The sequence below is a fragment of the Neobacillus jeddahensis genome (assembly GCF_000612625.1).
GTDB lineage: Bacteria > Bacillota > Bacilli > Bacillales > Cytobacillaceae > Neobacillus > Neobacillus jeddahensis.
The window spans coordinates 1-26,480 of sequence record NZ_CCAS010000059.1; the positions used below are offsets into that span (position 1 = coordinate 1).

Here is a 26,480-nt window from a genome sequence, read left to right on the forward strand (position 1 = left end):
AGCCTTTATTGTTTTCGCGACTTTTCGCCCATTTGACTAACGAATGAATGACCTCTTCTAAATCCTTTCCTGCCTTTGTTAATTCATATTCGACCTTTTTGGGGGATGTTGCAATAACCTTTTTCATAATCAATCCTTCAGATTCTAGGTCCCGTAATCTTTCCGTCAGTAATCGATCGGATATACCTGGAATAGAGGAAATGATTTCATGGTATCGTTTAGGTCTCTCTAACAGAGAATAAATAATAGCACCCATCCAACGTTTTCCTATGAATTCAATGGCATTATGAAAATTGGTGCAGATATGGGGAATGATCTTATCAGGTTGGGTCAAACAATTATTTTTGTTATGTTCGTTCATAGTTTAATCCCTCATTTTATACCATTTCTAACAATATTATACCATAATCTTTTTGATTGACGATAGGTACTTACTAATAGTAAGATGAAAAAGTACTTACCATTAGTAAGTTATGTGAACATAGGAGGAAAGTTTCCATGCCAAATTTAGCAACGAGAACAGTATCTGAAGTGATAAAAGAACGTCACTCTGTTAGAAAATATGATCCAGCCTTTACTATTTCGCAAGAGGAAATGAGAGATATTCTAAAGGAGGCCACTACTGCACCGTCGTCAAGTAATCTTCAACCATGGCGCTTTATTGTGGTTCAAAACCTTGAGACAAAAAAGCAACTGAGAGCAATTGCTAATAATCAAGAACAAGTGGAAACCGCATCTGCTGTGATAGCTGTTCTAGGTGATAAAGAAATGTTTAAAAGTATTGAGAAGGTTTATCGTAGTAACTTTGAAGCTGGTTTCATGGATGAAGCGAATATGGAACGCTTGATTGCTAGTGCTAATAGTACTTATCCATATGCATCTGAGGAAATCCGCAAGAATATTGCTTCATTCGATGCAGGATTAGTGGCCATGCAAATTATGCTGATTGCTAAGGAAAGAGGCTATGACACTGTGCCAATGGGTGGGTTTAATAAAGAAAAATTTAGTGAAATGTTTAATGTGTCTGACCGTTATTTCCCAATCGTGTTAATCTCTGTAGGGAAGGCAGCTGCACCTGCCTTTAATAGCTCACGGTTACCAATCGAAGATGTAATCATTGATTATAAATAAAAAATAACCCCTGTTTGGGGTTATTTTTTATCACATTAATTGTTAATATATTTTTCAAATACAAAGCCAAAATCTTTCAGGCAATATTGTTTCTTGCTATCCTCAAGCCATTGAAAGGCCGCTTGGTTGAGCATTTTGAATTGCACCACTAAGTTGCTATCAGGACTAGTAATTCGTCCTAGTGTAGTGGATGCAACCTCCAAGCTTTGTTTGGCAAACTGAAGGCTAATGTCATTTTCATGTGAGATTTCCGAAATTTTAATCAATGCCTTGTATAAATCCTTTACTTCTTCGATGTGCTTCTTATGTACATCGATCGAGAAAGCCTCTGAACCAATTTTAAATTTTATTTCTACGTCAAGGTCGACAGTACCAGCAGTTTCAAGCATCACATTAGAAACCTGATTCGTCGCATAACTATAGCGGTGAAGCATCCGTTTTTTACTGGTAGCACTTGTGCCGTCTAAATGAATAAGGGCATTATTGGTAAAACAATATTCATCAGATTTTGATTTGATTAAGAAATAAATCTTCTCATTGTCTTCATGCATGACGTAGTCGTCAGCGTCAACCTTATCGTAATTCTCAGGGTTAATAACAGAACCCACATCACTTAATCCCAAAATGTCAGCAGCAACTTTTCCAAACATGCGTATCAACCTCACTTATGATTTGATGACAAATTCTATTTACGAGCAACAGACTAAAAAGTTTCTTACTAAAGACTAAACAAAATGACCACAAAAAACTCTATGTCACTTTCTTACAAATAATGTATAGATTTCATCAAAAGAATAACATAAAATTCAGAAATCTGCTATACTAAAACGAAATACTGTGATGGGAGGCAGACCGATGTAAGAGCCCTGGACTTTTTTATTCAAAATTAAATAAAAAGTGAGGGTGTTTTATGTCTAATTCTGTCGGAAAAAGAACCTCTTTCCGGTTTCTTTGGGTTGGGCAAATGTCTGTTAACTTGGCAGATATTTTATATGTTGTTTGCCTAATCAAATTGATTTTCGATTTGACTGATTCCGTAATATATATGTCGCTTGTACCGTTTTTTAATACAATTTCTACATTAATCAGCGGATTACTCGCGCCATTGGTCATCAATAAATATGGGCTTAAATCGATCTTAGTTTATACCCAATGTGGTAAGACTCTTTTCATGTTATTTTTGTGTTTAACGGTTGCGCATATGAAAATAGATTGGTTGTTTATGATTTACCTCCTTATTTGTCTGATTGCATTTCTGGATGGGTGGGCAACACCGGCACGAAATGCACTCGTTCCTAGCTTGGTTGATGAAAGTAAATTGGTGAAGACCAATAGCTTGCTTTCCATATCTGATCAAATTGTTCAACTTATTTCTTGGCCAATAGGGAGCATCTTGCTGGTCTCTTTTGGTGCTGAGCCCATCCTATGGTTTACTCTTAGCTTGTATATTATTTCTACTTTGTTTATGGCTTTGATTACACATGAATCTAGCCTGCAGGCTCCTGATCAACAATCGCGGAAGGACATCTTGAAAGAGGGCTGGCGAATTCTTTGGGGCTCTCAACAGTTAAGGACGATTAGTATGATGAATATACTCGAAACCTTAGCAAATGGGGTATGGATCGCTGCCATACTTTTTGTATATGTAGCTGAAGCATTAAATAAAGGGGAGAGCTAGGTGGGGGTTTATTAATGGCTCCTTTTTTGCAGGCATGCTATTAGCTGGACTATTGATATATCGCTATTCACATTTAATTGAAAGAAACCTAGGTAAAACAATTCTCTGGTCCACGTGCTGTTTAATTGTCATTACCTTTTTGTTTGGAACGACGTCTACTCCGTGGTTTGCACTTTTGTGCTCTTTCTTGTTTGGACTACCGCAAATGGCTCGTGACGTTGCGGAAACAACAATCATTCAGGGGAGTGCCAGAGAGCAACTCTTAGCTAAGGTCTACTCTGCCCGAAGTACGTTAATATTTGGCGCTTTTGGGTTATCATCACTTATCATGGGTGGTATTACTGAAAAATGGGGAGTACGGATTACATTCATTATAGCGACCATCCTTTTTGTCTGTTCGTTTGTCTTGGCAATAATCAAGCGACGGGCATTAATGATAAAGCCTATAGAGCATCTTCAATAGATAACAACGAATGAAGGGAAAGTATTTGAGGTTCCCTTCATTTTTGAAACAATTTTATTTACATATTGAAAAAGGAGCGGTCTATTTGTTCATTCAATTTTCAAAACAGCACAAGGATAAAATGATCTCAGAAATTCAACGTTTTTTTTATGAAGAGAGAGGGGAAGAAATCGGGTTGATTGCGGCTGAAAATGCATATGACTTTTTTAAAGACCAATTAGGCCCATATTTTTATAATAAAGCGCTAAGAGATGCTCGTGAACTGGTGGAGCAAAAAATGAATACACTGGAAGAAGATTTGTATGCGCTTGAGAAAAATCAATAAATAGCTGGGAAGGTGGAAAAATGCGACCGCTTATTTTAGGTGTATTTGCCGCATTCTTTTTTGCGATTACGTTTATCCTTAACAGATCGATGGAACTTTCCGGGGGAAGCTGGATTTGGAGTGCATGCTTACGATATTTTTTTATGGTCCCTTTTCTGATTCTAATTGTTCTCGCAAGAAGAAATTTAACACAACTCTTCACTGAAATGAAGCAGCGACCCCGAATATGGCTGCTGTGGAGTACTATTGGGTTTGGGTTGTTTTATGCACCCATTTGCTTTTCTGCTGCCTATGCCCCTGGTTGGTTAATTGCGGCAACCTGGCAAATTACGATTATATCTGGTTCATTGCTGGCACCGTTTTTTTATGAAAATTCAAAAGGAGAACAGGGGCATGTCCGGATTAGAGGGAAGATTCCATTTAAGGGTCTGAGTATGTCCTTGATCATTATAGTTGGTATTTTGTTGATGCAAATTGAACAGGCCAATCAGTTATCTATTCTTTCCTTAGTTTTAGGAATACTTCCTGTTATTATCGCTACCTTTGCTTATCCATTAGGTAATCGGAAAATGATGGAGTTATGTGGTGGACGCTTAGATGTATTTCAACGTGTGTTGGGGATGACATTAGCGAGTATGCCGTTATGGATCGTTCTATCGATCTATGGACTAATAATAGATGGACCCCCAAGCTTAGGTCAAACATTTCAATCCGGGCTTGTAGCTATATCGTCGGGGGTGATTGCGACGATCCTGTTCTTTCATGCTACAGATTTGGTAAGAGGGAATATGCACAAGCTTGCTGCAGTTGAAGCCACGCAATCAATGGAGGTTATGTTTGCTGTGATCGGAGAATTACTTTTATTACATTCCGTCATGCCAACTACTTTATCGTGGTGTGGTATGGTTCTTGTCATGATTGGTATGGTCTTACACAGTTATTTTTCAAACAAAATGGTACAACAACAAAAAACGGCTAACGTAAGTGCATAGAATGATTTTAAAATAATTTAATCCTTATCAACGAATATGATAAGGATTTTTTTCGTCTTATTAGCCATTTAGATATGGGGACAGTTTATCGATTACTTCCTGTAAGATCGCTGCATTCTTCTTATACATTGCTTTTGATTTCTCACAATTAGTTTCAAGTGAAAAAATTTCTAAGTCTGCTTGAGTTTTCTTTATGGTTGCAAGTAATAAGGGGCGTTGCATGGGTGAAGGAATTTGTATTTTATCGTCATATAGATCTACAGTTAATTCACCATATGAATCGACTTGGCCAAGGAAGACATTATCAAGTGTCACCCCTAATTTTTCGAGTTCTGTGTACAACCAACCTCTTCCTTTCCCAGCGTTCCTTAATGGCTCATCAACGATATTGCCATCCATTATAATGGTTTGTGGTTCCTTTTCGCTAGGCATCTTCATTTGCAAATCTTTTGGGGTTAAAGGGCGGTTCTCCCTTTTCAATAATGTACTTAAATTACCACGTGGTTCTAATACGGCAAACTCAACATCAGCAATTTTGAATATATCTTTCTGGCGGAGTAAAGCAGAAAGTTCATCTATTGTATATTTTTCCTTTTTTAAATTATTTTCTAATATTTTCCCATCTTTTATGACGACTGTGCCTTTTCCTTCCGCAAAGTCACTAAATTTTTTACTTTTTATCGATATATAGTCTACCAAAAAAGTAATAACCCCAAATACAATCATTGCGATTGCACCATGAACAAAATTAGCTTCGAGACCTGTTACCACCTCACCAGCTATACTTCCAATGGTAATCCCAGCAATGTATTCAAAAAGAGAAAGTTCTGAGATTTGTTTCTTACCAAGAATCTTTGTAGTAATAAATAGAAGTAACAAAAAAATGAATGATCGACCAATAATTATTATCCAATCTGGCATAACTACTCACCTCAGTGCTTTTTTCAGCCCTTATATTGGGGTTCATTTCGTTCAAGTTCCAACACACGGTATTGGAGATCCTTTTTTATATCTCCTATTTGTAAACTTGTTTCATGAAATAACGTCTGTGCTTCTTCATCTAGTGAATTTACAGCTAATGAAGACAGCTGGGCTTCAATTCCTTTAATCGTGGCAAGGCATTGTTTAACGTTTGATGCAATCGTCATTTCTAAGAACTTCCTTTCAAAAGAAATGAAAAAGGGGTTGGCAAATGTGCCAACCTATTCTTCTTTTATTGCTTGTATTGTGGTTCTTCAGTCATAATTTCTTGTAACCGTGGTTCCAAGCTGTCAAGTACTGATTGTGTTTGTTGGGCAGCTTGTTGATAAAGTTGCTTAGCATTTTGGTTGTCTGTGGCTAATGCAAATGTTTCAAAACTAGCCTGAGCACTCTTTAAGCCAGCTAGTGCTTGTTTTACTTGTGTTCCTACAGTCATAATGGTTCCTTCTTTCTAGAGATGTAATAACAAAAATAGTATGTGGAATATCTGTAAACTTATGTGCAGCAAATAATTAAAAAACACTCTCCGAATTTTTCCCAAAAGTTCACTGTTTTGTCAATAAATATTGTTTAATTCTAAAAATTCGGTGATATACTATAAATATAAAGAAAGAAAAAATAACATCTTAGGAGGCTCAACCATACGTGTTCGTTCCGTTAGTGAACGAGTAGTAAGGTTTTCCGCACATCATTTGGTGGGTAGAGGTAGAGCGATATAATTCCAAATTGGAAAGGCTTAAATCCAAAGCAGACCCCTTTCATAATGGATTTCTATGAAGTAGGTAGAAACTTATATCAAAGGAAAAAGTTTAGGATTTATAGGTTAGATATCTGATGAATGAAATATTTATGTATAGATATCAAAATCGAAAACCTATCCAAACAGGTATTGCCATGAAACCGATAGACCAAATGAAGGAAAAGGAGTCTTAAACGAGTCAATCCAAAAAAATTTGTTTCTTTTAGGAATTTGAATTCCATTAAATCACATGCGAATTAATTCCTACTACGGAACAAACACACATCGGCAATATTCACTGTTTCTTTAGAATAATGAATAATTGGATGATGGCATGGTTGGGTCTCCTAAGATGTTAATAATTATTAAGGGGTTACCTCATAATTGAGGTAGCTTCTTTTTATTTCTTCTACGCATTTAAAGGTATACTCAAGGCTCTAAGTTTATTTGAATTTGTCGGAAAAGATGCATTTCATTATAAATGACAGCAAAAATTCGTTATAATGGTAATAAGATTCTAATTTGAAAGGGGCAAGATAATGACAGGAACTTCTGAAATTAGTTTAATCGAACAACAGGAAGCCATCATGGCGAGAATTCAGCACCGGAGATTGACTAAAAGGAAAATATTCCAACGAATACTGTTAATTACACTTGGAGCAGTCTTAATGTCTGTCGGGTTAGAGATTTTTCTCGTACCTAACAATGTAATTGATGGCGGGATAACAGGGATATCGATCATGCTATCTTATATAACTGGTTGGAAATTAGGTATTTTCCTTTTTCTTTTTAACATCCCTTTTTTCTTTATTGGCTACAAACAAATTGGAAAAACCTTCGCTTTATCCACTCTTTATGGAATCATCATCCTTTCGATTGGGACCACATTACTGCATCCGGTACCTGCATTTACTCAAGATATCCTTCTTGCAACTGTTTTTGGAGGGATTGTCCTTGGGATTGGAGTAGGACTAGTTATTCGGTACGGAGGATCATTAGATGGGACCGAAATCCTTGCCATACTTTTTAATAATAAACTTCCATTTTCCGTCGGGGAAATTATTATGTTCTTTAATCTCTTTATTCTTGGTAGTGCCGGTTTTGTCTTTACATGGGATCGCGCAATGTATTCGTTAATTGCTTATTTTGTAGCCTACAAAACGATTGATATTACCATCACTGGACTTGATGAATCTAAATCCGTATGGATCATTAGCGACAATGCAAGACAAATAGGTGATGCTATAATGAATCGCTTAGGTCGTGGGGTCACATATATCAATGGAGAAGGAGCCTATTCAGGTGATGATAAAAAAGTTATTTTTTGTGTCATCAATCGTCTTGAAGAAGCAAAATTAAAAGAAATTGTTACTGAAAATGATGATAGTGCATTCCTAGCAGTGGCCGATATTGCTGAGGTACGTGGTGGCCGATTTAAGAAGAGAGATATTCATTAGAAACGTGCAAATTTTTGCATGTTTCTTTATTGTAATGATATTAAAAGATGTCGAACATCAATAAATATTTTGTTGGGAACGTTTAATGATCCATAAAAATTAGCGGTAGGTTTGTAATATCAGCACGATTTTTGTCATTTAACAGCGGAATATGTGAAATAAAAAAAGGGAGAGCTTTGTCGTACGATGCGGTTCCCTAGGAAATAGATTGTGAAAATAATGCGATATTTCCTAAAAAGATGACAGAGTATTCTGCCATCTTTTGTATTAATATAGGAGCTCATACACTTCATTTAACTGATAGGCTCTTTTATCATCTTGTTCTTCTTTTGCATAGGCAATTTCCTTTGGCAGGATATTATTTAAAAAATGTATTTCCTGCTGGCTTAAATGATTAACAAAGGATTCTTCAGAAGAGTAATTTCCCTCGTTCAACTTTTTGTACAAATGTTTTCCGTCTGAATGCTGGTCTGTGTAATTTGATAATATTTCTTTCAAATATCCCAAAGTTTTATCCATGAATAAACCCACCCTTTCAGTATTTAATTTTTCGACTTGCCCGTAATAATATACATACAGATTTAAAAAAGGCCATCTTCAAGAAGAGGCCTTTTCATTGTTTATTTTGAACACTTAATAATTCGGTAGCTTAATACATCTTGATATTTAATAACAATATTTCCATGTTCATTGAGGATATGAAAGAGTTCTGGTTCAAAGTCCTTTGAAAAATTAAATTCCGGACTATTATTTTCATGACTTAGGTCGAGTTTCTGCTTGTTAATTTCAATATTTTGAAATCCAGCATCTTGCAATATTCGATCCCAATCTTCCGATAATAATAAGGAATCAACAGAATAAAAGTTCATTATTTCTGCCTCTTCTTGTGGTGTTAGCCTTTTGTTAATTGTCATTTCATTTGCTAGAAAACGGCCACCGGTTTTTAAGACGCGATAAAATTCTTTAAGTGCCTTTGGTTTATTTACAAAAGCTAAAACAGACTCAGATAAAATAAAATCAAAAGTTTGATCATTGAATGGAATATTTTCAATCGACCCTTGGATTAATTGAATAGGGAGTCGCAGTTTCTGAAAGCGGCTTTTTGCTTTTTCGAGCATAATTGGATTGATCTCTAAGCCAAATACGTGAGCTTTATATTGCTGAGACAAATAGGCCGCAGTCTGTCCAGTTCCGCAACCTGCATCTAAAATTGTGGAGTTTTTTGTAATGTTCTCTTCAGAAAGTATATTTTGCGTCAAAAGGATGCCCCCTGGATGGGCTCCTCCTATTCCGAATTTTGCCAGAAAATCAAAATATGTTAAGCCTCGCATAGACACCACCTAAATTTCTTTTTTGCATTGTATGTTAAGAAAGGCTGAGAGGTGTCTAATAAAGGATTTAGGTGAAGTTTTAAAAATCTTAATAAAGGTGGTGCAGTATAAAACTGTCAGTAAATAGCAAAGCATGAACGCTTTCCTACTTATAATCTGCATCGAAATGCACAAATTAAGCAAATGAAGGGTATCTAACTGGCTACCTTTCATACCATTCAAAAGGAGTGCTGTATATGAATAAACTTAGAAAGCAACCATTCTTCAAATTGTTTGCACCTAAACGTAAAAGTAAGGGGCCGATTTGGGCATCTCTTTTTGGTCTTGGTTTAAGTGCTGCTGTTTTTGGCGTATCTAGAGGGAAGAGAAAGGACTTCACACGTCCAATCCAAAACGTTGTTAAAAATTTTTCACCCAAGAGCAACATTAATATGATGGATAATGCTGCTTTAACAGAGTTTTCAGAAGAGTTATTAGAAAGTGCTTTAAAAAATAAACATTAAGTAGGTAGGTATAGTATAGTATTACAGTGAAAGTCCGCATTCAAGCGGACTTTCTTTAAAGATAAGTATAAATTTTGACATTGAGAAATGTTTAGCTCCATGCGCCATCGGCTCGAGATCACAAGCCAATAATCGGCGCCTTGCACTTTTCTTTAATAGGCTGGTCCAGGAACCTTTCGCGGAATATATTTAATATTCTCAGAAGAATAAATTGAAATGATTAAATAATTCCCCATTGTTCTTGCACGAATTAAAACTGGCTGGTTATAAGAATTCAAAAATTCAAAATCCGGCCCATACCAACTTACCGTAGCGTCCCTTCCAGGGGGAATATAGGGAACTTTCCTGGAGTGGGAATATCGCTGTACAATCTTTAATCCAGCATTATCCACAGCGTTAAAAAGGGTGGAGGATACTTGACAAATTCCACCGCCAATATCCTCAGAAAATTCTCCTCTTACAATAACAGGAGCCCGTAAATATCCCTTAGAAGCTGTGCGTTTTCCTACAGCTTTGTTGAAAGAAAATGTTTCCCCTGGGAAAACAACATCATTATTAATTGCCTCAGTTGCCAATTGTATATTAGTGGAACGCTTCTTATTTCGGGCGTTAAATGATGTAACATAGCGTCCAATCCGCATGCTACGTATATCTGAAAGTAATTCACTATCCACCTCTGGATAAACAGTAAGCATTGGTAATTCTAATGACTCATGTTGATAAGAAAAAAATTTGCTATAGAATTGCTCGGTAAATAATTGACGGTGAACTTTAATGCCAATCCGTTCCTTCACGATGTTTTCATTTGAATCCAGGCTTGCATTCTGAGGTTCTGTTGAAAATTCTTTGTCAATTTGGTCTAATAATTGCTCATAGTTTTGTTTGTTGATAAGTGGTAAATCGGTATAGGGTAAGAAAAAATCCATCCGATTTATGGTGATGATAGGTTGACCATTTTTGGTAATAACTAAATGATCTTCGGATTTTATTGGTTGGGTTACTAGGATCATGCTGAATAGTAAAGGCAGTATCATTGCTGCACACCTCCTCATGATAATATAAGTTAAAATTGTCAATTTCATGTAGGTAGATTTAATCCTGACTGTAAAAAAAATTTTTAGAAAAAAGTTAGTAGAACGAAGTATTAAATCGGATAATTTTATGATAATGAAAAAAATTCAGAATTATAGTATAGTAGCAGTGAATAGCAATTAAATAGTTAATTGCTAGCAGTCTGCTAATTAAAGAACAGGAGTATCCTATCATGACTGAAAACGAAAGAGTTCAATTAAATGTTAGAATCACCAAAGCTACCTCTGCAAAACTTGATGAAATTGTTGAATATTATCAGCAGGGGCTTAAGCTGGGAAGAATTTATAAAGGAGACGTCTTAACAGATATTATTGAAAAATCGTACGAAGTGATGAATAAACAAAAGAAATCTAACAAGCGATATTAAAGACGAAAAGTTGAGTAAGGGTAAGTCCGCTCAGCTTTTTATTTTTTTACCAAAAAAAACTAAATTTATTAGAATATTTAGAAAAGAAATTGAATAATTAAGTTTAGCAGGTATAATTGTACATATGACATACTAACTGGTTAGTATTGATTTTCGATATACAGCATAAATGGGCATAGGAATAAATCAAGGTAGAAGGGTTGGGTACGTATGAGATTACTAGGGAAAACAGCAATAGTTACAGGAGGTGGTGGTGGGATAGGACGTGCTGCAGCTATTCGTTTTGCAAAGGAAGGAGCACAAGTGGTTGTTGCTGATATTGATGCAAATATCGGTGAAGAAACTGTCAGCCTTATCCATGAAATCGGTGGGCAAGCTCTCTTTGTAAACACAGATGTGAGCGATTCGCAGCAGGTAAAAGAGCTTATACAGCTAACCACCAGACAATTTGAAGGCTTAAACATTTTGTTCAACAATGCCGGAATTAGCAACTCAGAGGTAAGAAGTGTCGATCTGTCAGAAGAGGAATGGGATCGTGTAGTTGACATTAATTTAAAGGGAGTATTTCTGGGTATTAAGTATGCTGTACCCGAATTAATTAAGGCCGGCGGTGGTTCCATTATCAACACTTCTAGTTTGTTAGGTTTAAAAGGTCAGAAATTTGTTTCCGCTTACAATGCTTCAAAGGCAGGGGTTATTCTGTTGACGCAGAATGCAGCTCTTGAATATGGAAAATACAATATTCGCGTAAATGCCATTGCACCAGGCGTGATTGATACGAAAATTATCGATAATTGGAAGCAGAATGAGCGGAAGTGGCCGATCATTTCACGGGCAAATGCACTTCGGAGAATTGGAACTCCAGCGGAAGTAGCCAATGCCGTTTTATTTTTAGCATCCGAGGAAGCCTCTTTTATAACCGGAGCTACCCTGTCAGTGGATGGCGGTGGTCTGACATTTTAATAAAAGCTTTTCTAATAAACGATAAGAAATATTTTTTGGAGGGGAATATATGAGTGAAAAGAAAGCTTGGTTAGCGCATTATCCTGAGAATATAGAAAGTACTGTCACCATTCCTAGCATACCGATGGGACAAATTCTTCAAGAAACTGCCTCAAAATTTTCTACCAAGAATGCCCTTTCCTTCTTTGGTAAAAAAATCAACTATGGGCAGCTAAACACAATATCACAAAAATTCACATCTGCATTACAGAAAAACCAGGTCCAAAAAGGAGACAGGGTAGCAGTGATGCTGCCAAATTGTCCGCAATATGTGATTTCCTACTATGGAATTCTTACCGCAGGGGCTATTGTTACCCAAGTTAATCCGATGTCAGTAGAAAGAGAGCTTGAATATATTTTGAAGGATTCTGGTGCAGAGACCATTGTTGTCCTCGATGCCTTATACCCTCGAGTTAAAAGCGTTCAACCACTGACGAATCTAAAAAATATTATTGTCGTTAGCTTACAGCCTTCAGAACAGGATTATACTCCTGACCGGAGTTTTGAAAGCTTTTTAACTGAAGGAAACGGGAATGTAGTTACTATTGATATTGAACCAGAACATGATATTGCTGTTCTTCAGTATACAGGCGGTACAACTGGACGATCAAAAGGGGCAATGCTGACGCACAGAAACGTGTTGGCAAATGTGGTCCAGTCCTATGAGTTTTTTAAACATGAATTAGAAATTGGTAAGGAAAAATGCTTAACCGTTATTCCTCTTTTCCATGTATTCGGAATGAGTTCATGTATGAATCTTTCCATTTATACTGGAGCAGAATCCATCCTTCTACCTAGATTTGATTTAGAAGAGGTCTTAAATACCATAAAAAACGAACAACCAACGTTGTTCCCAGGAGTTCCAACGATGTACGTAGCGATCACAAGTCATCCAAAAGCTGAAGAATATGGCATAAATAGCATAAAGACGTGTAACAGTGGCAGTGCACCCATGCCAGTTGAACTACTTCGTAGCTTTGAAAGAAAAACCGGTTCTAACATATTAGAAGGATACGGTTTATCAGAAGCCTCACCAACAACACATTGTAATCCGCCTTTTGCTGAACGGAAAGCTGGCAGTGTGGGTATTGGGATGCCGTCTACAGATTATAAAATTGTGGATGTGGGAACAGGAACGGAAGAAGTACCTGTCGGTGAACTGGGCGAAGTGATTATTAAGGGACCACAAATTATGAAGGGATATTGGAATATGGCAGAAGAAACAGCAAACACTCTTCGGAATGGCTGGCTTTTCACAGGAGATATTGCCAAGGTGGATGATGATGGTTATTTATATATTGTTGACCGCAAAAAAGATTTAATCATTGCAAGCGGATACAATATTTATCCACGTGATATTGAAGAGGTGTTATACGAACATCCTGCTGTACAGGAGGCAGTTTGTATTGGAGTACCTGATCCTTATAGAGGGGAAGATGTGAAGGCTGTTGTTGTTCTAAAAACAGGAGCAACCGTTACGGAGCAAGAGATCATTCAATACTGTCGAAAAAATATGGCGGCCTACAAAGTACCTCGCAGTGTTGAATTTCGTGAGCAACTCCCTAAAACAGGTGTAGGAAAAATCCTTCGACGTGCATTGCGAGAGGAAGCAATTGGAAACTAGAATCTTTTGGATGTTGAGTGGGGAAGTTTTATTCCTAGGTATAAAGGAGGGTTGAAGATATGGTATAATTTTTTCTAAACATTTAACAGATTGAGAGGACATTAAGGTGAAAGAAAGAATAACGGAACAAAGCATCCGCTTATTTGAAAAAAAAGGATTTAGTGAAACGTCGATACAGGATATTGTTGATTCCCTTGGAGTAACCAAAGGAACCTTTTACTATTATTTTTCAAGTAAAGAAGAACTGTTAATGGATATCCATCAGGGCTACATTGATGAATTACTTACACAACAAGATGGTATTTTTAAAGATGGTACCAAGAGCTGTAAAGAAAAATTATTAGAAATCGTTTTTATGATACTTAGGGATATTGAATCCCGTGGATCTGCAGCGAAAATATTTTTTAGAGAACTGAAGAATTTAAATGCAGAACGGTTTGCCTTAATAGATACAAAACGAGACCAGTTTCGGTTCAACATTGAAACATTGATTAAGACAGGTATGGACAATGGGGAATTTCGTCAAGATTTAAATGCCTCAATTATTGCCTTTGGAATCTTGGGAATAACGAATTGGAGTTTCCATTGGTTTAAACCAGATGGTTCATGTTCGGAGAGAGAAGTAGCCGAGATTTTTGTCGATATGATTTTAAAGGGAATTCAAGTAAGCTGACGAAATGGAATGAGAGGGTATTTTTTGAGGAAAGGTACCCCTTTCTTTGGAAAAATATTATACTGACCGGTTAGTATAATAAGCAAAACCGAAAAGATAAATATTTTATCTTAAAAGGAGGATCAACATGCCCCGCCAAATGAATAAGGATACGATTGCCGTTCGGAAGGGTGAAGAATTAAATTTACTCGTGTTAGAAAAATTCTTACGAGAAAATATTGAATCCTTGCCAGGAGGACAGCTGGAAGTTTTGCAATTTTCTGCGGGACATTCTAATTTAACCTATCAATTAAAGCTTGGGGAATGGGAGGCCGTGTTAAGGCGTCCACCACTTGGGCCAGTGGCACCCAAAGCGCATGATATGGAACGGGAATTCAAAATCTTAACCGATCTAAACCCGATTTTTTCGGTTGCCCCAAGACCACTCCTTTTTTCTGATGACGTGGCGGTAGTTGGAAGTCCATTCTTTCTAATGGAAAGAAAAAATGGCGTTGTCGTGGATACTTCCTTCCCAGAAGAAACTGAAGTCACTAAGGATCTCTGCCGACGACTTTCAGAAATAATGGTCGAAAAGCTGGTGGAATTACATGCACTGGACTATAAGCATACAGGTTTATCAGCTATAAGCAAACCGTCTGGATTCATGGAAAGGCAGGTCCATGGCTGGATTGGCAGGTATGAACGGGCAAAAACAGATGAGATTGAAGTGGTTGAAGCTTTAAAATCATGGCTAGTCGCTCATATTCCTAAACAATCAGATGCAGCCATTATTCACTATGACTATAAATTTAATAATGCCATGTTTAATGAGGATTTTAGCGAAATGGTGGGACTGTTTGATTGGGAAATGACCACTGTCGGTGATCCGTTGGCAGACCTCGGAGTGGTGATGGGGTATTGGAATGAGCCTAACGATTCTGAGTTGTTGATTAAGGGACTAGGAAAGGAGCCAATTACCGCAGTTTATGAAGGTTTTTTCTCAAGGAAACAATTTATTGAACTTTATGCGAAAAAAAGCGGCCGTGATATAACGAACTTCAATTTTTATTTAACGTTTGCCTACTTTAAACTAGCCGTGATTGGCCAACAAATTTATTATCGGTATAAAAAAGGGCAAACAAGCGATACTCGCTTTGCTAACTTTAATCTTTTTGTGAGAAATTTATTAGTGCATGCCGCGAGTGTAGCAAATGAGAAGCTGTAAAGAGGAGTGGGAATGAAATGGCGAAGATTCATCTATTAATGAAGAAAGAAGACATTAAAGAAGAGAAAATTGCGGATGGAAATAAAGTCGCCGTCGTATTGGATGTTCTACTAGCAACCACCACGATCGTTTCTGCACTGAGGGATGGTGCAAAGGAAGTCATTCCTGTGTTACATAGCAATGAAGCTATGAAACTGGCAAACGGTTATGAACAAGATGAATACGTACTGGCTGGAGAATTGGATGCTCAACCCATAGATGGCTTTGTCTACCCAAGTCCAACCTTAATCAGAGAATCTATAAATGGGAAGACGTTAATATTGTCAACCACAAACGGGACGGTGGCCTTAAGGAAATCTGCTCTGGCTAATAAAGTTTATATTGCTTCACTCTTAAATAATCCTGCCATTGCCAGTGCCTTACAGCCTGTACAAGAAGACCAAACAGTCCTCGTCATTTGTTCCGGGAATTCAGGAGAAACCAGCTTAGAGGATTTTTTTGGTGCAGGTCATTTCATTGACTGTCTGCTGAAGCAAAGGGAGTTCGAACTAACCGATGCGGCAAAAACGGCTTTGTATTTTTACCGAGGTCAAGAGGATTCCTATGAAACTCTTCTAGATTCCTATGTTGGCAATCTACTAGACAAACATCACCACCATGATGATTTAAAATTAGCAGCATCTAAAGGATTGACGTCGATTGTTCCTGTTTTACGAGAAGGAAAAGTGGTGATCGAGCCATCGATTTCTTCTAAATCTGTTTAAACTTTAAACCATATCGGGAGTTACATCCTAAGCGTAAGGGAGGCAAATAGATGAGATTTTCGCAATCCATTGCGGTAGTGACAGGGGCAGGAAGTGGGATTGGCAGGGCAGTTGCCGTCCGGCTAGCAAGTGAAGGAGCGAAGGTTATCTTAGTTGGCAGAACAAAAAATAAGCTCGAAGAGACGGCTGATGTTATTAATCTTTCTAGTAAAATTCCATTGGCCGAAATATTTACGGCTGACTGCACGGATGGGGAGGATGTCATAGAATTAGCAGAGTATATTCAAAAGGATTACGGAGACCTCCATATTCTGGTGAATAATGCAGGAGGGTCGCGACATTCTCGATTACTAGATATACCGGAACAAGAGTGGGACTACGTTCAAGATGCGAATTTGAAAAGCGTATTTTTAGTATCAAAATCACTAGGGAAAATCATGGTGGAAGGTGCTGGGCAAGAAGACCATAACCGGGCGATTGTAAATGTCGCATCATTGTCTGGGCATCAAGCAGGGGCGGAAATTCCTCATTACAGTGCCGCCAAGGCTGGGGTCATTAATCTAACGAAAGCACTTGCTCTAGAGTTAGCTCCTTATCGGATTCGAGTCAACTCGGTTTCACCTGGCTTTGTCGAGACGCCATTAACTGAAAGTGGATTAAAAAATGATCGTTTTGTTAAAGCCATTCAAAGAAACACAGCTCTTAACCGTATTGGTCATCCTGAGGAAATTGCCAATGTTATCGCTTTTGCTGCTTCACCTGAAGCATCCTATATGACTGGAACTGATTTACTGGTAGATGGTGGTTGGTTAATTAAATAGAATCATATAGCCTTCTAAAGGAAATAGATTTCAATGGTAAATAGGCATAGTTCTTATTGAAGGAAAATATGAATCAAGTGATTAAAAGGTTAGATTAATTTATAACTGAGAGGAAGATGACAATGTTGCAAGAACATTTAGTAGTAGAAAAATTAGGTCCAGTTCTTTCATTAACATTAAATCGCCCAGAAAGCTTAAATGCTTTTAGCCCAGAAATGATAGTAGGGTTAAAAAAAGCATTAACTTCTGCTCAAGAGGATGAAGATGTACAGGTAATCGTATTATCTGGAGCAGGCCGTTCTTTTAGTGCTGGTGGTGATGTCAAGACAATGGGTCAGTCTAAAGGGAATCAAGTTTACGATCACATTGGCAAGTTAAATGAACTTATTTTATTAATGAAAGATACAGAAAAACCAATCATTGCTGCTGTTCATGGATTCGCAGCTGGTGCAGGCTTCAATTTAGCACTCGCCTGTGACTTAATTGTGGCAGCTGAAGATAGCAAATTTGCCCTTAGCTTTTCACAGGTTGGACTAATATCTGACGGAGGAGGATCGTATTTACTGCCAAGACTAATTGGACCGCACTTGGCAAAACAATTCTTTTTTACGGCAGAGCCTATTCCAGCAGAGCGCTTATATCAACTAGGAGTGATTAATTACCTTGTACCATTTGAAAAACTGCAGGAGGAGACCACAAAGTTTGCCTTGAAATTAGCACACGGACCTGGAAAGGCCTTTGGTAAGCAAAAAAAATTAATTGACCAATCGTTCACTACTTCACTAGAAGAAATTCTTGAGCAGGAACGACTGATTCAGACTTTAATGGTTGAGACGGAAGATCATAAAGAAGGCATCTCGGCATTTAAAGAAAAGAGAAAACCAGCCTTTAAAGGAAGATAGGAGCTGAAACGATTATGAGAGTAGTCCAATTGACAGAGTATGGTGGTCCGGAAGTATTAAGGTTAGTCGATCTAAACAGACCGAGTCCGACTGGACGAGAAGTATTAATTGAAATAAAAGCGATTGGTGTAAATTATGCGGACACTGCAAGACGCGAAGGCAAATATGTCGTACCCACACCCCTGCCGTTTATCCCAGGGGCAGAAATAGCAGGTGTAGTGGTCGAGGTTGGTGAGCTTGTAACAAAGGTTAAGCCTGGAACCAGAATCGTAACATTAATCGAATCAGGTGGCTATGCGGACTTTGCCGTTGCTGACGAGCGATCTGTTATTCCAATCCCTGAACAAGTAGATTATCACACAGCAGTAGCACTGCCCCTCCAGGGACTAAGTGCTTACCATATTTTAAAAACAATGGGTAGATTGGAGAAGAATGAAAGCGTTCTTATTCATGCCGCCGCTGGAGGAGTAGGCACGATCGCTGTCCAACTGGCAAAATTGTTTGGAGCTGGGAAGGTAATTGCAACCGCTAGTACGGCGGAAAAATTAGCATTGGCTCGAGAAATGGGGGCAGATGTGTTAATCAATTATACAGAAGCGAATTGGGAGCAGCAGGTCCTCGATGCAACAGGTGGTAAAGGGGTTAACGTCGCGCTAGAGATGGTCGGAGGAGATGTGTTCAATAAAACAGTAAAATGTCTGGCCACATTTGGCAGATTGGTTATATTTGGAGCAGCTAGCGGTGAACAAAGTCGTTTTTACCCGTCTTCATTAATGGCAAGAAATCAATCTGTGATTGGTTTTTTCTTGCCGCAAATCATGAGAAAGCCGGAATTATTACAACCTAGCTTAGTCGAGCTTTTTACGTTTCTTGGTGAGGGGAAGTTGAAGCTAACCATTGGTGGAGTATTCCCATTAGAGGAGGCAGAACAGGTTCATACATTATTACAATCGCGAAAAACTCAAGGGAAACTAATCTTAGAGCCATAATGGCCGGCGAAAGATAGATCATAATGTTGTGACTATTTATTTCTGGTAATGATATGAGAGAGGATGAAGTCATTCATGAAAACAGTAGAAACGGTAACAGGTCCTATATCGGTTGACAGGCTTGGTAAAACGTTAATTCACGAGCATTTTATCTTTGGCTACCCAGGCTTTCAAGGGGATGTTACCCTTGGAGCTTTCAAAGAGGACGAAGTGTTAGAGGCTGCTATCAGCGTTGCTAGACAAATGCAGAGTTTCGGAGTTCAAACCGTAGTCGATCCAACCCCAAATGAGTGTGGAAGAAATCCGCAATTATTACGCAAAGTGTCAGAAGCAACAGGACTACAAATTATTTGCGCAACTGGCTATTATTACGAGGGAGAAGGGGCACCTCCCTATTTCAAATTCCGCCAAGGGTTAGGAACGGCTGAAGAAGATATCTATGAAATGTTTAAAACAGAAATAACTGAAGGAATCGCAGGAACAGGAATTAAGCCAGGTATTATTAAATTAGCCTCCAGTAAGGATGAAATTACAGACTATGAAAGAATGTTTTTTCATGCTGCAGCCCGTGTTCATAAGGAAACCGGAATTGTCATTTTAACCCATACACAAGAAGGGACGATGGGGCCTGAACAAGCAAAATTATTACTTGATTTGGGCGTCGACCCAAGCAAAATTATCATTGGCCATATGTGTGGGAACACTAATCCTGATTATCATAAAGAAGTCATGGACCAAGGCATTCGAATAGGATTTGACCGCTTTGGCATACAAGTTCTAGTTGGTGCCCCTCTCGACCAGGAAAGGGTGACGACTTTATTGTCTCTCTTAGCTGACGGCTATGAAGACCAAATCCTTTTAGCTCATGACAGTGTTAATATTTGGCTTGGTCGCCCACCGATTATGAATGAACAAGTGACGAAAATTATGGAGAATTGGCATCCTGGTCATATCTTTGAAAATATCCTCCCAACCTTACGGGAGAAGGGAATATCTGAAAAGCAAATGGATAAATTGCTTGGTGGAAATGCTGTCTCATTATTTGCCGGTACGCCTGCAAAGGTTTTCTGAATAAAGAATTCAATAAAAAAAGGTCATTTTGGCCTTTTTTTTTTGTTTTTTTAATCTTGAGCATTTCTCCCCAGAAGAATGAATGAAATCTTAAATATTAATAAACTATGAACAAACTATTAATTAGTAGGGAAGAAACGGGCAGAAGGTTTGATATACATAAAATTTTGTATAAACTAAAGGGAGGAATAGTTACTTGTTTAAGGGGATGACTGACATTGAAGATATTAGTGATTGAAGATAATAAAGGTGTCTGTTCGATGATAGAAATGTTTTTCGCAAAGGAGGGAATTGAAGGTATCTTTGTGAATGATGGCTTAGAAGGCTATAACCGCTTTAAAAGCGGTACATGGGATGCACTTATCATTGATTGGATGCTTCCTGGTATGGATGGGGTCTCGATATGTCGGAAAATCAGAGATGAAAAGTTTACCGTTCCGATTATTATGTTAACTGCTAAAGACAGTGAATCCGATCAAGTCTTAGGGCTAGAAATGGGGGCAGATGACTATGTCACGAAACCGTTTAGCCCTCTGACCCTGATGGCAAGAATTAAAGCCGTAACACGAAGAGTTCAGACACAAGTTCATAATGAGCAAGAGCATTTCTTAAGTACGGATCATTTTAAGGTGAACAAAGTGACAAGAGAAGTATTTGTGGATGGATCACAAGTGACTAACCTAACTCCCAAAGAGTTTGATTTGCTTTACTATATGGCAGAACATCCTCGTCAAGTATTTTCACGAGAACAATTACTTGAAAGGGTCTGGGGCTATCAATTTTACGGAGATGAACGAACAGTGGATGTACACATCAAGAGATTGCGAAAAAAGGTGGAAACGACTGCGCAGCCATTCTTTCATACTGTTTGGGGAGTAGGATATAAATTTGATGATGCTAACAAAACATCCGAAGTTTAAATTTAAGTATATTTACCAACAGTTTTTTAGCCACATTAGTATTATCATCGTTGCCTTTTTGTTGCTTAGTCTGTTATTCGCCTATTATGTGGAAGACTTAATTTATGAAAATAAGGCTGACGAACTTATTTCTTATGGTGATGCGATTTTAAAGGATATGAAAGAGGCACCTGTGGCTACAGATGTTCTTAATCAATATAGCAATGTGTTAGCAGCCAGGAAAATGAGTTTCAGTATGTTCGATAAAGAGGGGAAATTGTATTTAATTAATAAAAATGGACCTGCAATCAAAAATTTGAAACCGAAAGAATGGGAAAAGGTTACAAAAGGGATAACCTTGATTGTTCAAAGTGATAAGCGATTTGGTCAAGAAGGAGTTACCTTTGTGGTCCGTCCCTACAAAGACAATGGGAAATTTATTGGCGGCGTTTTGTTAACTTCACCAATAAGTGGTTCTAGCAAGATGATCCATCAAATCAATAAATTTTTACTTTATACGATCCTGATTGCTTTTGGCGTCTCCTTTTTGCAAAGCTGGTTTCTATCGAGAATTCACGTCCATCGGATTAAACGGCTTCGTGAAGCGACCTCACTGGTGTCAGAGGGGAATTATCATGTAAAGGTGAATTCATCAAATTTTGATGAAATTGGGGAATTAGCCATTGATTTTAACCATATGGTCGATAAAATCAATGCTTCCATGCTCGAAATAGAGAGTTTAGAAAATAGACGACGTCAATTTATGGCTGATGTATCCCATGAAATGCGGACGCCACTGACGACAATTAGTGGCGTCATTGAAGGATTGAAGAATGACATGATTCCCGAAGAGGATAAAGAGCGCGGGATTAATCTTGTGAGCCAAGAGGCAAAACGCTTGATTCGTCTAGTCAATGAAAATCTTGATTACGAAAAAATTCGTTCAAATCAAATCAAACTTTTCAAAGAAGAAATTCAGCTTTTGGAAGTGCTAGAGATTATTCAAGAGCAGTTGAGTATGCAAGCAGAGGAGAAAAATAATCAAATTATCGTGGAGACAGACCAGGATGTTCATGTTATGGCCGATTATGATCGTCTTGTGCAAATCTTAATTAATATTACGAAGAACAGTATCCAGTTTACCACCAACGGAACCATTTGGCTGCGGGGGAGAATGGAACAAAATTGGGCGATTATTGAGGTCGAGGATACCGGGTTGGGCATTGATACAAAAGAAATTCAGAATATATGGCGCCGTTTTTACAAGGCGGATATTTCAAGAACTAGTAATCCATATGGTGAATTCGGATTAGGACTTTCAATTGTCAAACAACTAGTCGTCCTCCATGAGGGGAAGATTGAAGTCTTTAGTGAAAGAGGAAAAGGTACGAAATTTGTGATTCGATTAAAGATCGATTAACCGCTGAAAAGCTACCGAAAATAACGGTGGCTTTTTATTTTTATTAAATTTCTTAAACTCGTTAAAGTTTGTTAATAATTTCTTAAGATTTGTGCGGTAAAGTAAAGACAAGTTAATGAACTATTGAAAAGGAGATCGAAAAAGATGGAATTCAATAATGATAAAGAATTAAATAAGACTCAACCAGATTCATCGGAGTTGACAGAAGATACAAGTATAGAAAAAGCTTCAATTGATAACCAAGCAGATCATCTACTCGAGGAAAGTGGACAAGCTGTCGATGCGACCTTCACAGTGGGTTCTTACAAAACAGAAGAGACACAGGAAAGTATGGCAAATGCTGAGGTAGAAGAAAACGCTGCTCCGCTTGCAAGTGAACAAACACGGTCGACGAAGCAATCAGTACCTACAAAACGCAAAGTGAAAGGATTCGCTACGACAATCGCAGCGGGGGTAATTGGGTCGGTTTTAACATTAGCTGTTTTGCCACACACTGATTACTTAAATCAATATTATCAGAATGCAGGAAATCAGGTTTCAAGCAGCACAGGAAACGCTTCTTCTAAAGTTAAGCCTGTAACCGCGCAGCCTACAGCGGTTTCCACAAATTCCATTGCAGACACCGTTGAAAATGTATCGAAAGCAATTGTCGGCATCGAAAATTTTCAGCAGTCACAAAACAATGATCCATGGGGAAATACAAGCTCAACTGAAAGTGTGGAAAGCGGGTCCGGTTCAGGGGTTATTTTTCAAAAAACGAATGACACCGCCTATATTGTCACCAATAATCATGTAGTCGAAGGGGCATCTAAGCTGGAAATCTCCTTATATGATGGCCAAAAAACAACTGCAGAGGTGGTTGGAACAGATGCTTTAACAGATCTTGCTGTATTAAAAATAGATGCAAAATATGTCACATCAACGGCTGCTTTTGGGGATTCATCAACGCTTCGCCCTGGTGATCAAGTATTTGCCATCGGAAATCCACTCGGTCTTGACTTATCTAGAACGGTTACACAGGGGATTGTCAGTGCTATAGACAGAAGTATTTCAGTGACAACATCAGCAGGAAATTGGGATACCAATGTTATTCAAACAGATGCAGCTATTAATCCAGGGAACAGTGGAGGTGCTTTAATTAACCCACAAGGGCAAGTAATTGGGATCAATAGCTTGAAGATTTCTGAGAGTGGTGTAGAAGGATTAGGCTTCGCTATTCCAAGTAATGATCTGATCCCAATCGTAAATCAGTTAATTAAGAGTGGGAAAATTGATCGCCCATACCTTGGAGTAGGACTGGCGGATTTAGACGAAGTACCACAAATGTATTGGCAAAACCTACCAGATGATATTAAACAAGGGGTTTTGGTAATGAATATTGACCAAAATTCAGCGGCATCACGTGCTGGTCTACAACCAAAGGATGTAATTGTGTCTATGAATGGTACAGACATCGCTAATTCAACAGAATTAAGAAAATATCTATACACAAAAGTGAAGACTGGCGACACGATAAAAATCGAGGTATATCGTGATGGTAAGCTTGTCACTGTAAATGTTAAGCTTACGGAATAGTAGGGGGAGAAGTTAATAAAATGGTATTTATTAAGAAAAATAAAATGATTGTTTCGATCATTGTTGTATTATTGGTTGCAGCGGCAATTTTACTCAGTTTTGCATTTAAGAATGATGAGGCAGTTGCCAAATTTAATGGTGAGTCGATTAGCAAGGACGATTTATATAAAGAAATGGTCGAACAGTATGGAGCTGCAACGGTTGATCAAATCATCTCCGATAAAATTGTGGCTGCAGAAGCCAAGAAACAAAAAGTGAGTGTATCAGCAAGTGAATTGAATAAAGAGATTGATAATCTTAAAGAATCTTATGGTGGGGAAGAAGCATTTAATCAGGCTCTTGAGAGCAATAATACAACCCTAGCCGTGCTTAAAAAGGACTTGCAAAATTACTTAACGATTAAGAAATTATTAACACCGGAAATTTCCATTACAGATGATGAAATGAAGGCATACTTTGAAGAGAACAAAGATTCCTTTGCTGAAGCTGAACAGGTAAAAGCAAGTCACATTCTGGTTGCTGATGAGAAAACAGCGCTAGAAGTGAAACAAAAACTCTCAGACGGTGGTGACTTTGCGGAATTGGCTAAGGAATATTCCACAGATGAAGCGTCGAAGGAACAAGGTGGAGAGCTTGGTTATTTTTCAAAAGGGACAATGGTAACAGAATTTGATGATGTTGCTTTTACATTGGCCGTAAATCAAATAAGTGATCCAGTTAAGACAGATTATGGCTACCATATTATTAAAGTAGAGGGTAAAAAGGATGCAAAAGAAGCAAACTATGATGAAAATAAGGCTGAAATAAAAGAAACTCTACTTAGTCAAAAAATAGATTCTGAGTATTCAACATGGATTGAAAAGAAGAAAAAGAGCTATAATATTGAGAATTCACTTGAAGAAGTGTAAAACCCAACAATCAAGGGGTGGACAGGGTGAATGGAGTATGGAAATTTGCCATTTTGCAATTGCCAATGCAGTAGATGATATCGAATTAATGAACTTCGAATAAGTCAGCAAGGCGAATGAAAAGCTCTTCGAATTTTAGGTTCGAAGAGCTTTTTGCTGTTTATTAACTTGAGTTAGAAAAATTTTCTTTGCATGCGCTTTCATGGGGTTTATAATGACAAATGAAAAGGAAAGAGGAGGGGTTTCAATGATGTATTTTGCAGATCAAACAAGGTATGACAAAATGAAATACAATCGAAGTGGACGATCAGGGTTGAAATTACCGGCCATATCATTAGGCTTGTGGCATAACTTTGGTGGTGTAGATACATATGAAAACGGTCGCATAATGCTGAGAAGGGCATTTGACTTAGGGATTACCCATTTTGATTTAGCCAATAATTATGGACCACCACCAGGCTCCGCAGAAAAAATGTTTGGTCAGATGTTAAAAACTGATTTCGCCCCTTACCGGGATGAATTGATCATCTCTACAAAGGCTGGTTATACGATGTGGCCAGGCCCATATGGTGATTGGGGCTCAAGAAAATATCTTATTTCTAGCCTGGATCAAAGCTTGACACGGATGGGTCTGGATTATGTTGATATTTTCTATTCACATCGCCCCGATCCGAATACTCCGATCGAAGAAACGATGGGTGCGCTTGATAATGTCGTCCGCCAGGGGAAGGCATTGTATGTGGGGATATCTAATTATAGTGCGGAACAGACGGCGGAAGCGATAAAGATTTTGAATCAATTAGGGACACCTCTTGTCATTCATCAGCCAAAATATTCAATGTTGAATCGGTGGATTGAAGATGGCTTACAAGATATATTACAAGAAAATGGCGTAGGTTCGATTGCATTTACGCCTTTAGGCCAAGGGTTGTTGACGAATAAGTATATTCATGGAATTCCAGCAGATTCCCGTGCCGCAAAACTTACTGGCTTTTTAAGTAAAGATCAAGTTACGCAAGAAGTCATTCATCGAGTTCAAAAATTGAATGAAGTGGCTGCAGAAAGAGGTCAGAATCTTGCCCAGATGGCTCTTGCCTGGGTATTAAGGGATGGCAAGGTCACTTCTGCCTTAATTGGGGCAAGTAAAGTTAGCCAGATTGAAGAAAATGTGGCCGCATTAAACAATCTTTCTTTCTCACAAGATGAATTAGAAAGAATTGAAGACATCCTTATTAGTTGATATACATCTAGTTATCAGTCCGCAATAAATTCTTATCTGATCGATCGTCACGCCAATCAAAAATCAAACAGTCTATTAAGATATAAATTTGGAGTCTATCATTAGGCTCTATTTTTAGTTTCTAAGTGATAGGAAAATCTGATTCGAATGAAATCCTGTTTATTATCATATGGTGGTAATAAAGTATGATGGACAAGGATGGATGGAATGAAAAAAAAAATAGCAATTATCGGATTTGGCAGTACGATGATTAGCATTGGAATTAATGGTTTTATCCTTCCCTTTCATTTAATTAATGGCGGTTTTTTTGGAATTAGCCTGCTTTTCAA

At 38.0% G+C, this 26,480-nt stretch carries 30 protein-coding genes; 22 read left to right on the forward strand and 8 right to left on the reverse strand.

Annotation, left to right across the window (positions count from 1 at the left end; all coding sequences use genetic code 11):
* A partial coding sequence (locus tag TY15_RS18905; protein WP_042375163.1) for a winged helix-turn-helix transcriptional regulator occupies positions 1-361 on the reverse strand: 361 nt, incomplete at its 3' end.
* A gap of 137 nt (positions 362-498) precedes the next feature.
* Between TY15_RS18905 and TY15_RS18910 the strand changes: the two genes are divergently transcribed.
* The gene (locus TY15_RS18910; protein WP_040208737.1) at positions 499-1,131 is read left to right on the forward strand and encodes a nitroreductase family protein; all 633 of its coding nucleotides are present in this window, start codon (positions 499-501) and stop codon (positions 1,129-1,131) included.
* A gap of 35 nt (positions 1,132-1,166) precedes the next feature.
* Here the strand turns inward: TY15_RS18910 and TY15_RS18915 are convergent, their stop codons facing one another.
* Positions 1,167-1,781 (reverse strand): PH domain-containing protein, encoded by a 615-nt coding sequence (locus tag TY15_RS18915; protein ID WP_040208738.1) that lies wholly within the window; start codon positions 1,779-1,781, stop codon positions 1,167-1,169.
* A gap of 260 nt (positions 1,782-2,041) precedes the next feature.
* Between TY15_RS18915 and TY15_RS24075 the strand changes: the two genes are divergently transcribed.
* The 4 genes from TY15_RS24075 (at position 2,042) to TY15_RS18930 (ending at position 4,589) form a co-directional block, all read left to right on the forward strand.
* Complete coding sequence (locus TY15_RS24075) at positions 2,042-2,809, forward strand: MFS transporter (RefSeq protein ID WP_052353839.1); 768 nt, start codon at positions 2,042-2,044, stop codon at positions 2,807-2,809.
* A gap of 52 nt (positions 2,810-2,861) precedes the next feature.
* Positions 2,862-3,272: an MFS transporter gene (locus TY15_RS24080; protein ID WP_142305400.1), complete on the forward strand. Its 411-nt coding sequence runs from the start codon at positions 2,862-2,864 to the stop codon at positions 3,270-3,272.
* 85 nt (positions 3,273-3,357) lie between these two features.
* Positions 3,358-3,597: a DUF2164 domain-containing protein gene (locus TY15_RS18925; protein WP_040208794.1), complete on the forward strand. Its 240-nt coding sequence runs from the start codon at positions 3,358-3,360 to the stop codon at positions 3,595-3,597.
* A gap of 20 nt (positions 3,598-3,617) precedes the next feature.
* Positions 3,618-4,589: a DMT family transporter gene (locus tag TY15_RS18930; RefSeq protein WP_040208740.1), complete on the forward strand. Its 972-nt coding sequence runs from the start codon at positions 3,618-3,620 to the stop codon at positions 4,587-4,589.
* 60 nt (positions 4,590-4,649) lie between these two features.
* Here TY15_RS18930 and TY15_RS18935 read toward each other — a convergent pair whose 3' ends face one another.
* From TY15_RS18935 to TY15_RS18945, 3 genes are all read right to left on the reverse strand, one after another.
* Positions 4,650-5,510 (reverse strand): DUF421 domain-containing protein, encoded by an 861-nt coding sequence (locus TY15_RS18935; RefSeq protein WP_040208741.1) that lies wholly within the window; start codon positions 5,508-5,510, stop codon positions 4,650-4,652.
* Positions 5,511-5,533: 23 nt separating this feature from the next.
* Positions 5,534-5,737: a DUF1657 domain-containing protein gene (locus TY15_RS18940; protein ID WP_040208742.1), complete on the reverse strand. Its 204-nt coding sequence runs from the start codon at positions 5,735-5,737 to the stop codon at positions 5,534-5,536.
* Between the two features lie 65 nt (positions 5,738-5,802).
* A complete protein-coding gene (locus TY15_RS18945; RefSeq protein WP_040208744.1) occupies positions 5,803-6,006 on the reverse strand; it encodes a DUF1657 domain-containing protein in 204 nt (67 codons plus the stop codon).
* 890 nt (positions 6,007-6,896) lie between these two features.
* Here TY15_RS18945 and TY15_RS18950 point away from each other — a divergent pair.
* Entirely contained in the window at positions 6,897-7,766 is an 870-nt protein-coding gene (locus TY15_RS18950) for a YitT family protein (RefSeq protein WP_040208797.1), read from the forward strand.
* A gap of 267 nt (positions 7,767-8,033) precedes the next feature.
* Here TY15_RS18950 and TY15_RS18955 read toward each other — a convergent pair whose 3' ends face one another.
* Together TY15_RS18955 and TY15_RS18960 are read right to left on the reverse strand one after the other, a co-directional pair.
* Positions 8,034-8,285 (reverse strand): sigma-G-dependent sporulation-specific acid-soluble spore protein CsgA, encoded by a 252-nt coding sequence (locus tag TY15_RS18955; protein WP_040208745.1) that lies wholly within the window; start codon positions 8,283-8,285, stop codon positions 8,034-8,036.
* 101 nt (positions 8,286-8,386) lie between these two features.
* Positions 8,387-9,025 (reverse strand): class I SAM-dependent methyltransferase, encoded by a 639-nt coding sequence (locus TY15_RS18960; protein ID WP_074432841.1) that lies wholly within the window; start codon positions 9,023-9,025, stop codon positions 8,387-8,389.
* Between the two features lie 308 nt (positions 9,026-9,333).
* Here TY15_RS18960 and TY15_RS18965 point away from each other — a divergent pair, with 308 nt between their 5' ends.
* A complete protein-coding gene (locus tag TY15_RS18965; protein ID WP_040208746.1) occupies positions 9,334-9,600 on the forward strand; it encodes a hypothetical protein in 267 nt (88 codons plus the stop codon).
* A gap of 152 nt (positions 9,601-9,752) precedes the next feature.
* Here the strand turns inward: TY15_RS18965 and TY15_RS18970 are convergent, their stop codons facing one another.
* Positions 9,753-10,634, reverse strand: a complete 882-nt coding sequence (locus TY15_RS18970; protein WP_040208747.1) for a VanW family protein — start codon at positions 10,632-10,634, stop codon at positions 9,753-9,755.
* 230 nt (positions 10,635-10,864) lie between these two features.
* On the opposite strand from TY15_RS18970, the gene TY15_RS18975 reads away from it, so the two are divergent.
* From TY15_RS18975 to mgrA, 15 genes are all read left to right on the forward strand, one after another.
* A complete protein-coding gene (locus tag TY15_RS18975; RefSeq protein WP_040208748.1) occupies positions 10,865-11,059 on the forward strand; it encodes a hypothetical protein in 195 nt (64 codons plus the stop codon).
* A 210-nt stretch (positions 11,060-11,269) separates the two neighbouring features.
* Positions 11,270-12,022, forward strand: a complete 753-nt coding sequence (locus TY15_RS18980; protein ID WP_040208749.1) for an SDR family NAD(P)-dependent oxidoreductase — start codon at positions 11,270-11,272, stop codon at positions 12,020-12,022.
* 49 nt (positions 12,023-12,071) lie between these two features.
* The gene (locus TY15_RS18985) at positions 12,072-13,685 is read left to right on the forward strand and encodes a long-chain-fatty-acid--CoA ligase (RefSeq protein WP_040208750.1); all 1,614 of its coding nucleotides are present in this window, start codon (positions 12,072-12,074) and stop codon (positions 13,683-13,685) included.
* A 106-nt stretch (positions 13,686-13,791) separates the two neighbouring features.
* A complete protein-coding gene (locus TY15_RS18990; RefSeq protein ID WP_040208751.1) occupies positions 13,792-14,358 on the forward strand; it encodes a TetR/AcrR family transcriptional regulator in 567 nt (188 codons plus the stop codon).
* 127 nt (positions 14,359-14,485) lie between these two features.
* Positions 14,486-15,562, forward strand: coding sequence for a phosphotransferase family protein (locus TY15_RS18995; RefSeq protein ID WP_040208752.1), 1,077 nt, complete (start codon positions 14,486-14,488; stop codon positions 15,560-15,562).
* Positions 15,563-15,579: 17 nt separating this feature from the next.
* Positions 15,580-16,326, forward strand: a complete 747-nt coding sequence (locus tag TY15_RS19000) for a 2-phosphosulfolactate phosphatase (protein WP_040208753.1) — start codon at positions 15,580-15,582, stop codon at positions 16,324-16,326.
* A 50-nt stretch (positions 16,327-16,376) separates the two neighbouring features.
* Positions 16,377-17,147, forward strand: a complete 771-nt coding sequence (locus tag TY15_RS19005) for an SDR family NAD(P)-dependent oxidoreductase (protein WP_040208754.1) — start codon at positions 16,377-16,379, stop codon at positions 17,145-17,147.
* Positions 17,148-17,269: 122 nt separating this feature from the next.
* The gene (locus TY15_RS19010; protein ID WP_040208756.1) at positions 17,270-18,049 is read left to right on the forward strand and encodes an enoyl-CoA hydratase/isomerase family protein; all 780 of its coding nucleotides are present in this window, start codon (positions 17,270-17,272) and stop codon (positions 18,047-18,049) included.
* 14 nt (positions 18,050-18,063) lie between these two features.
* Positions 18,064-19,038, forward strand: a complete 975-nt coding sequence (locus TY15_RS19015; RefSeq protein ID WP_040208757.1) for a quinone oxidoreductase family protein — start codon at positions 18,064-18,066, stop codon at positions 19,036-19,038.
* Between the two features lie 75 nt (positions 19,039-19,113).
* On the forward strand, positions 19,114-20,109 hold the full coding sequence (locus tag TY15_RS19020) for a phosphotriesterase family protein (RefSeq protein ID WP_040208758.1): 996 nt from the start codon (positions 19,114-19,116) through the stop codon (positions 20,107-20,109).
* 218 nt (positions 20,110-20,327) lie between these two features.
* Positions 20,328-21,029 (forward strand): response regulator transcription factor, encoded by a 702-nt coding sequence (locus TY15_RS19025; protein ID WP_040208759.1) that lies wholly within the window; start codon positions 20,328-20,330, stop codon positions 21,027-21,029.
* On the forward strand, positions 21,001-22,428 hold the full coding sequence (locus tag TY15_RS19030; RefSeq protein WP_244440963.1) for a sensor histidine kinase: 1,428 nt from the start codon (positions 21,001-21,003) through the stop codon (positions 22,426-22,428). Before TY15_RS19025 ends, TY15_RS19030 begins: the two co-directional genes overlap by 29 nt.
* Positions 22,429-22,572: 144 nt before the next feature.
* On the forward strand, positions 22,573-24,003 hold the full coding sequence (locus TY15_RS19035; protein WP_040208760.1) for a S1C family serine protease: 1,431 nt from the start codon (positions 22,573-22,575) through the stop codon (positions 24,001-24,003).
* Between the two features lie 20 nt (positions 24,004-24,023).
* Positions 24,024-24,911, forward strand: a complete 888-nt coding sequence (locus TY15_RS19040; RefSeq protein WP_040208761.1) for a peptidylprolyl isomerase — start codon at positions 24,024-24,026, stop codon at positions 24,909-24,911.
* A 247-nt stretch (positions 24,912-25,158) separates the two neighbouring features.
* Positions 25,159-26,151 carry an L-glyceraldehyde 3-phosphate reductase gene (mgrA, locus tag TY15_RS19045; RefSeq protein ID WP_040208762.1) on the forward strand — a complete coding sequence of 331 codons (993 nt, stop codon included), beginning with the start codon at positions 25,159-25,161 and terminating at the stop codon, positions 26,149-26,151.
* The last annotated feature ends 329 nt before the right edge of the window (positions 26,152-26,480 follow it).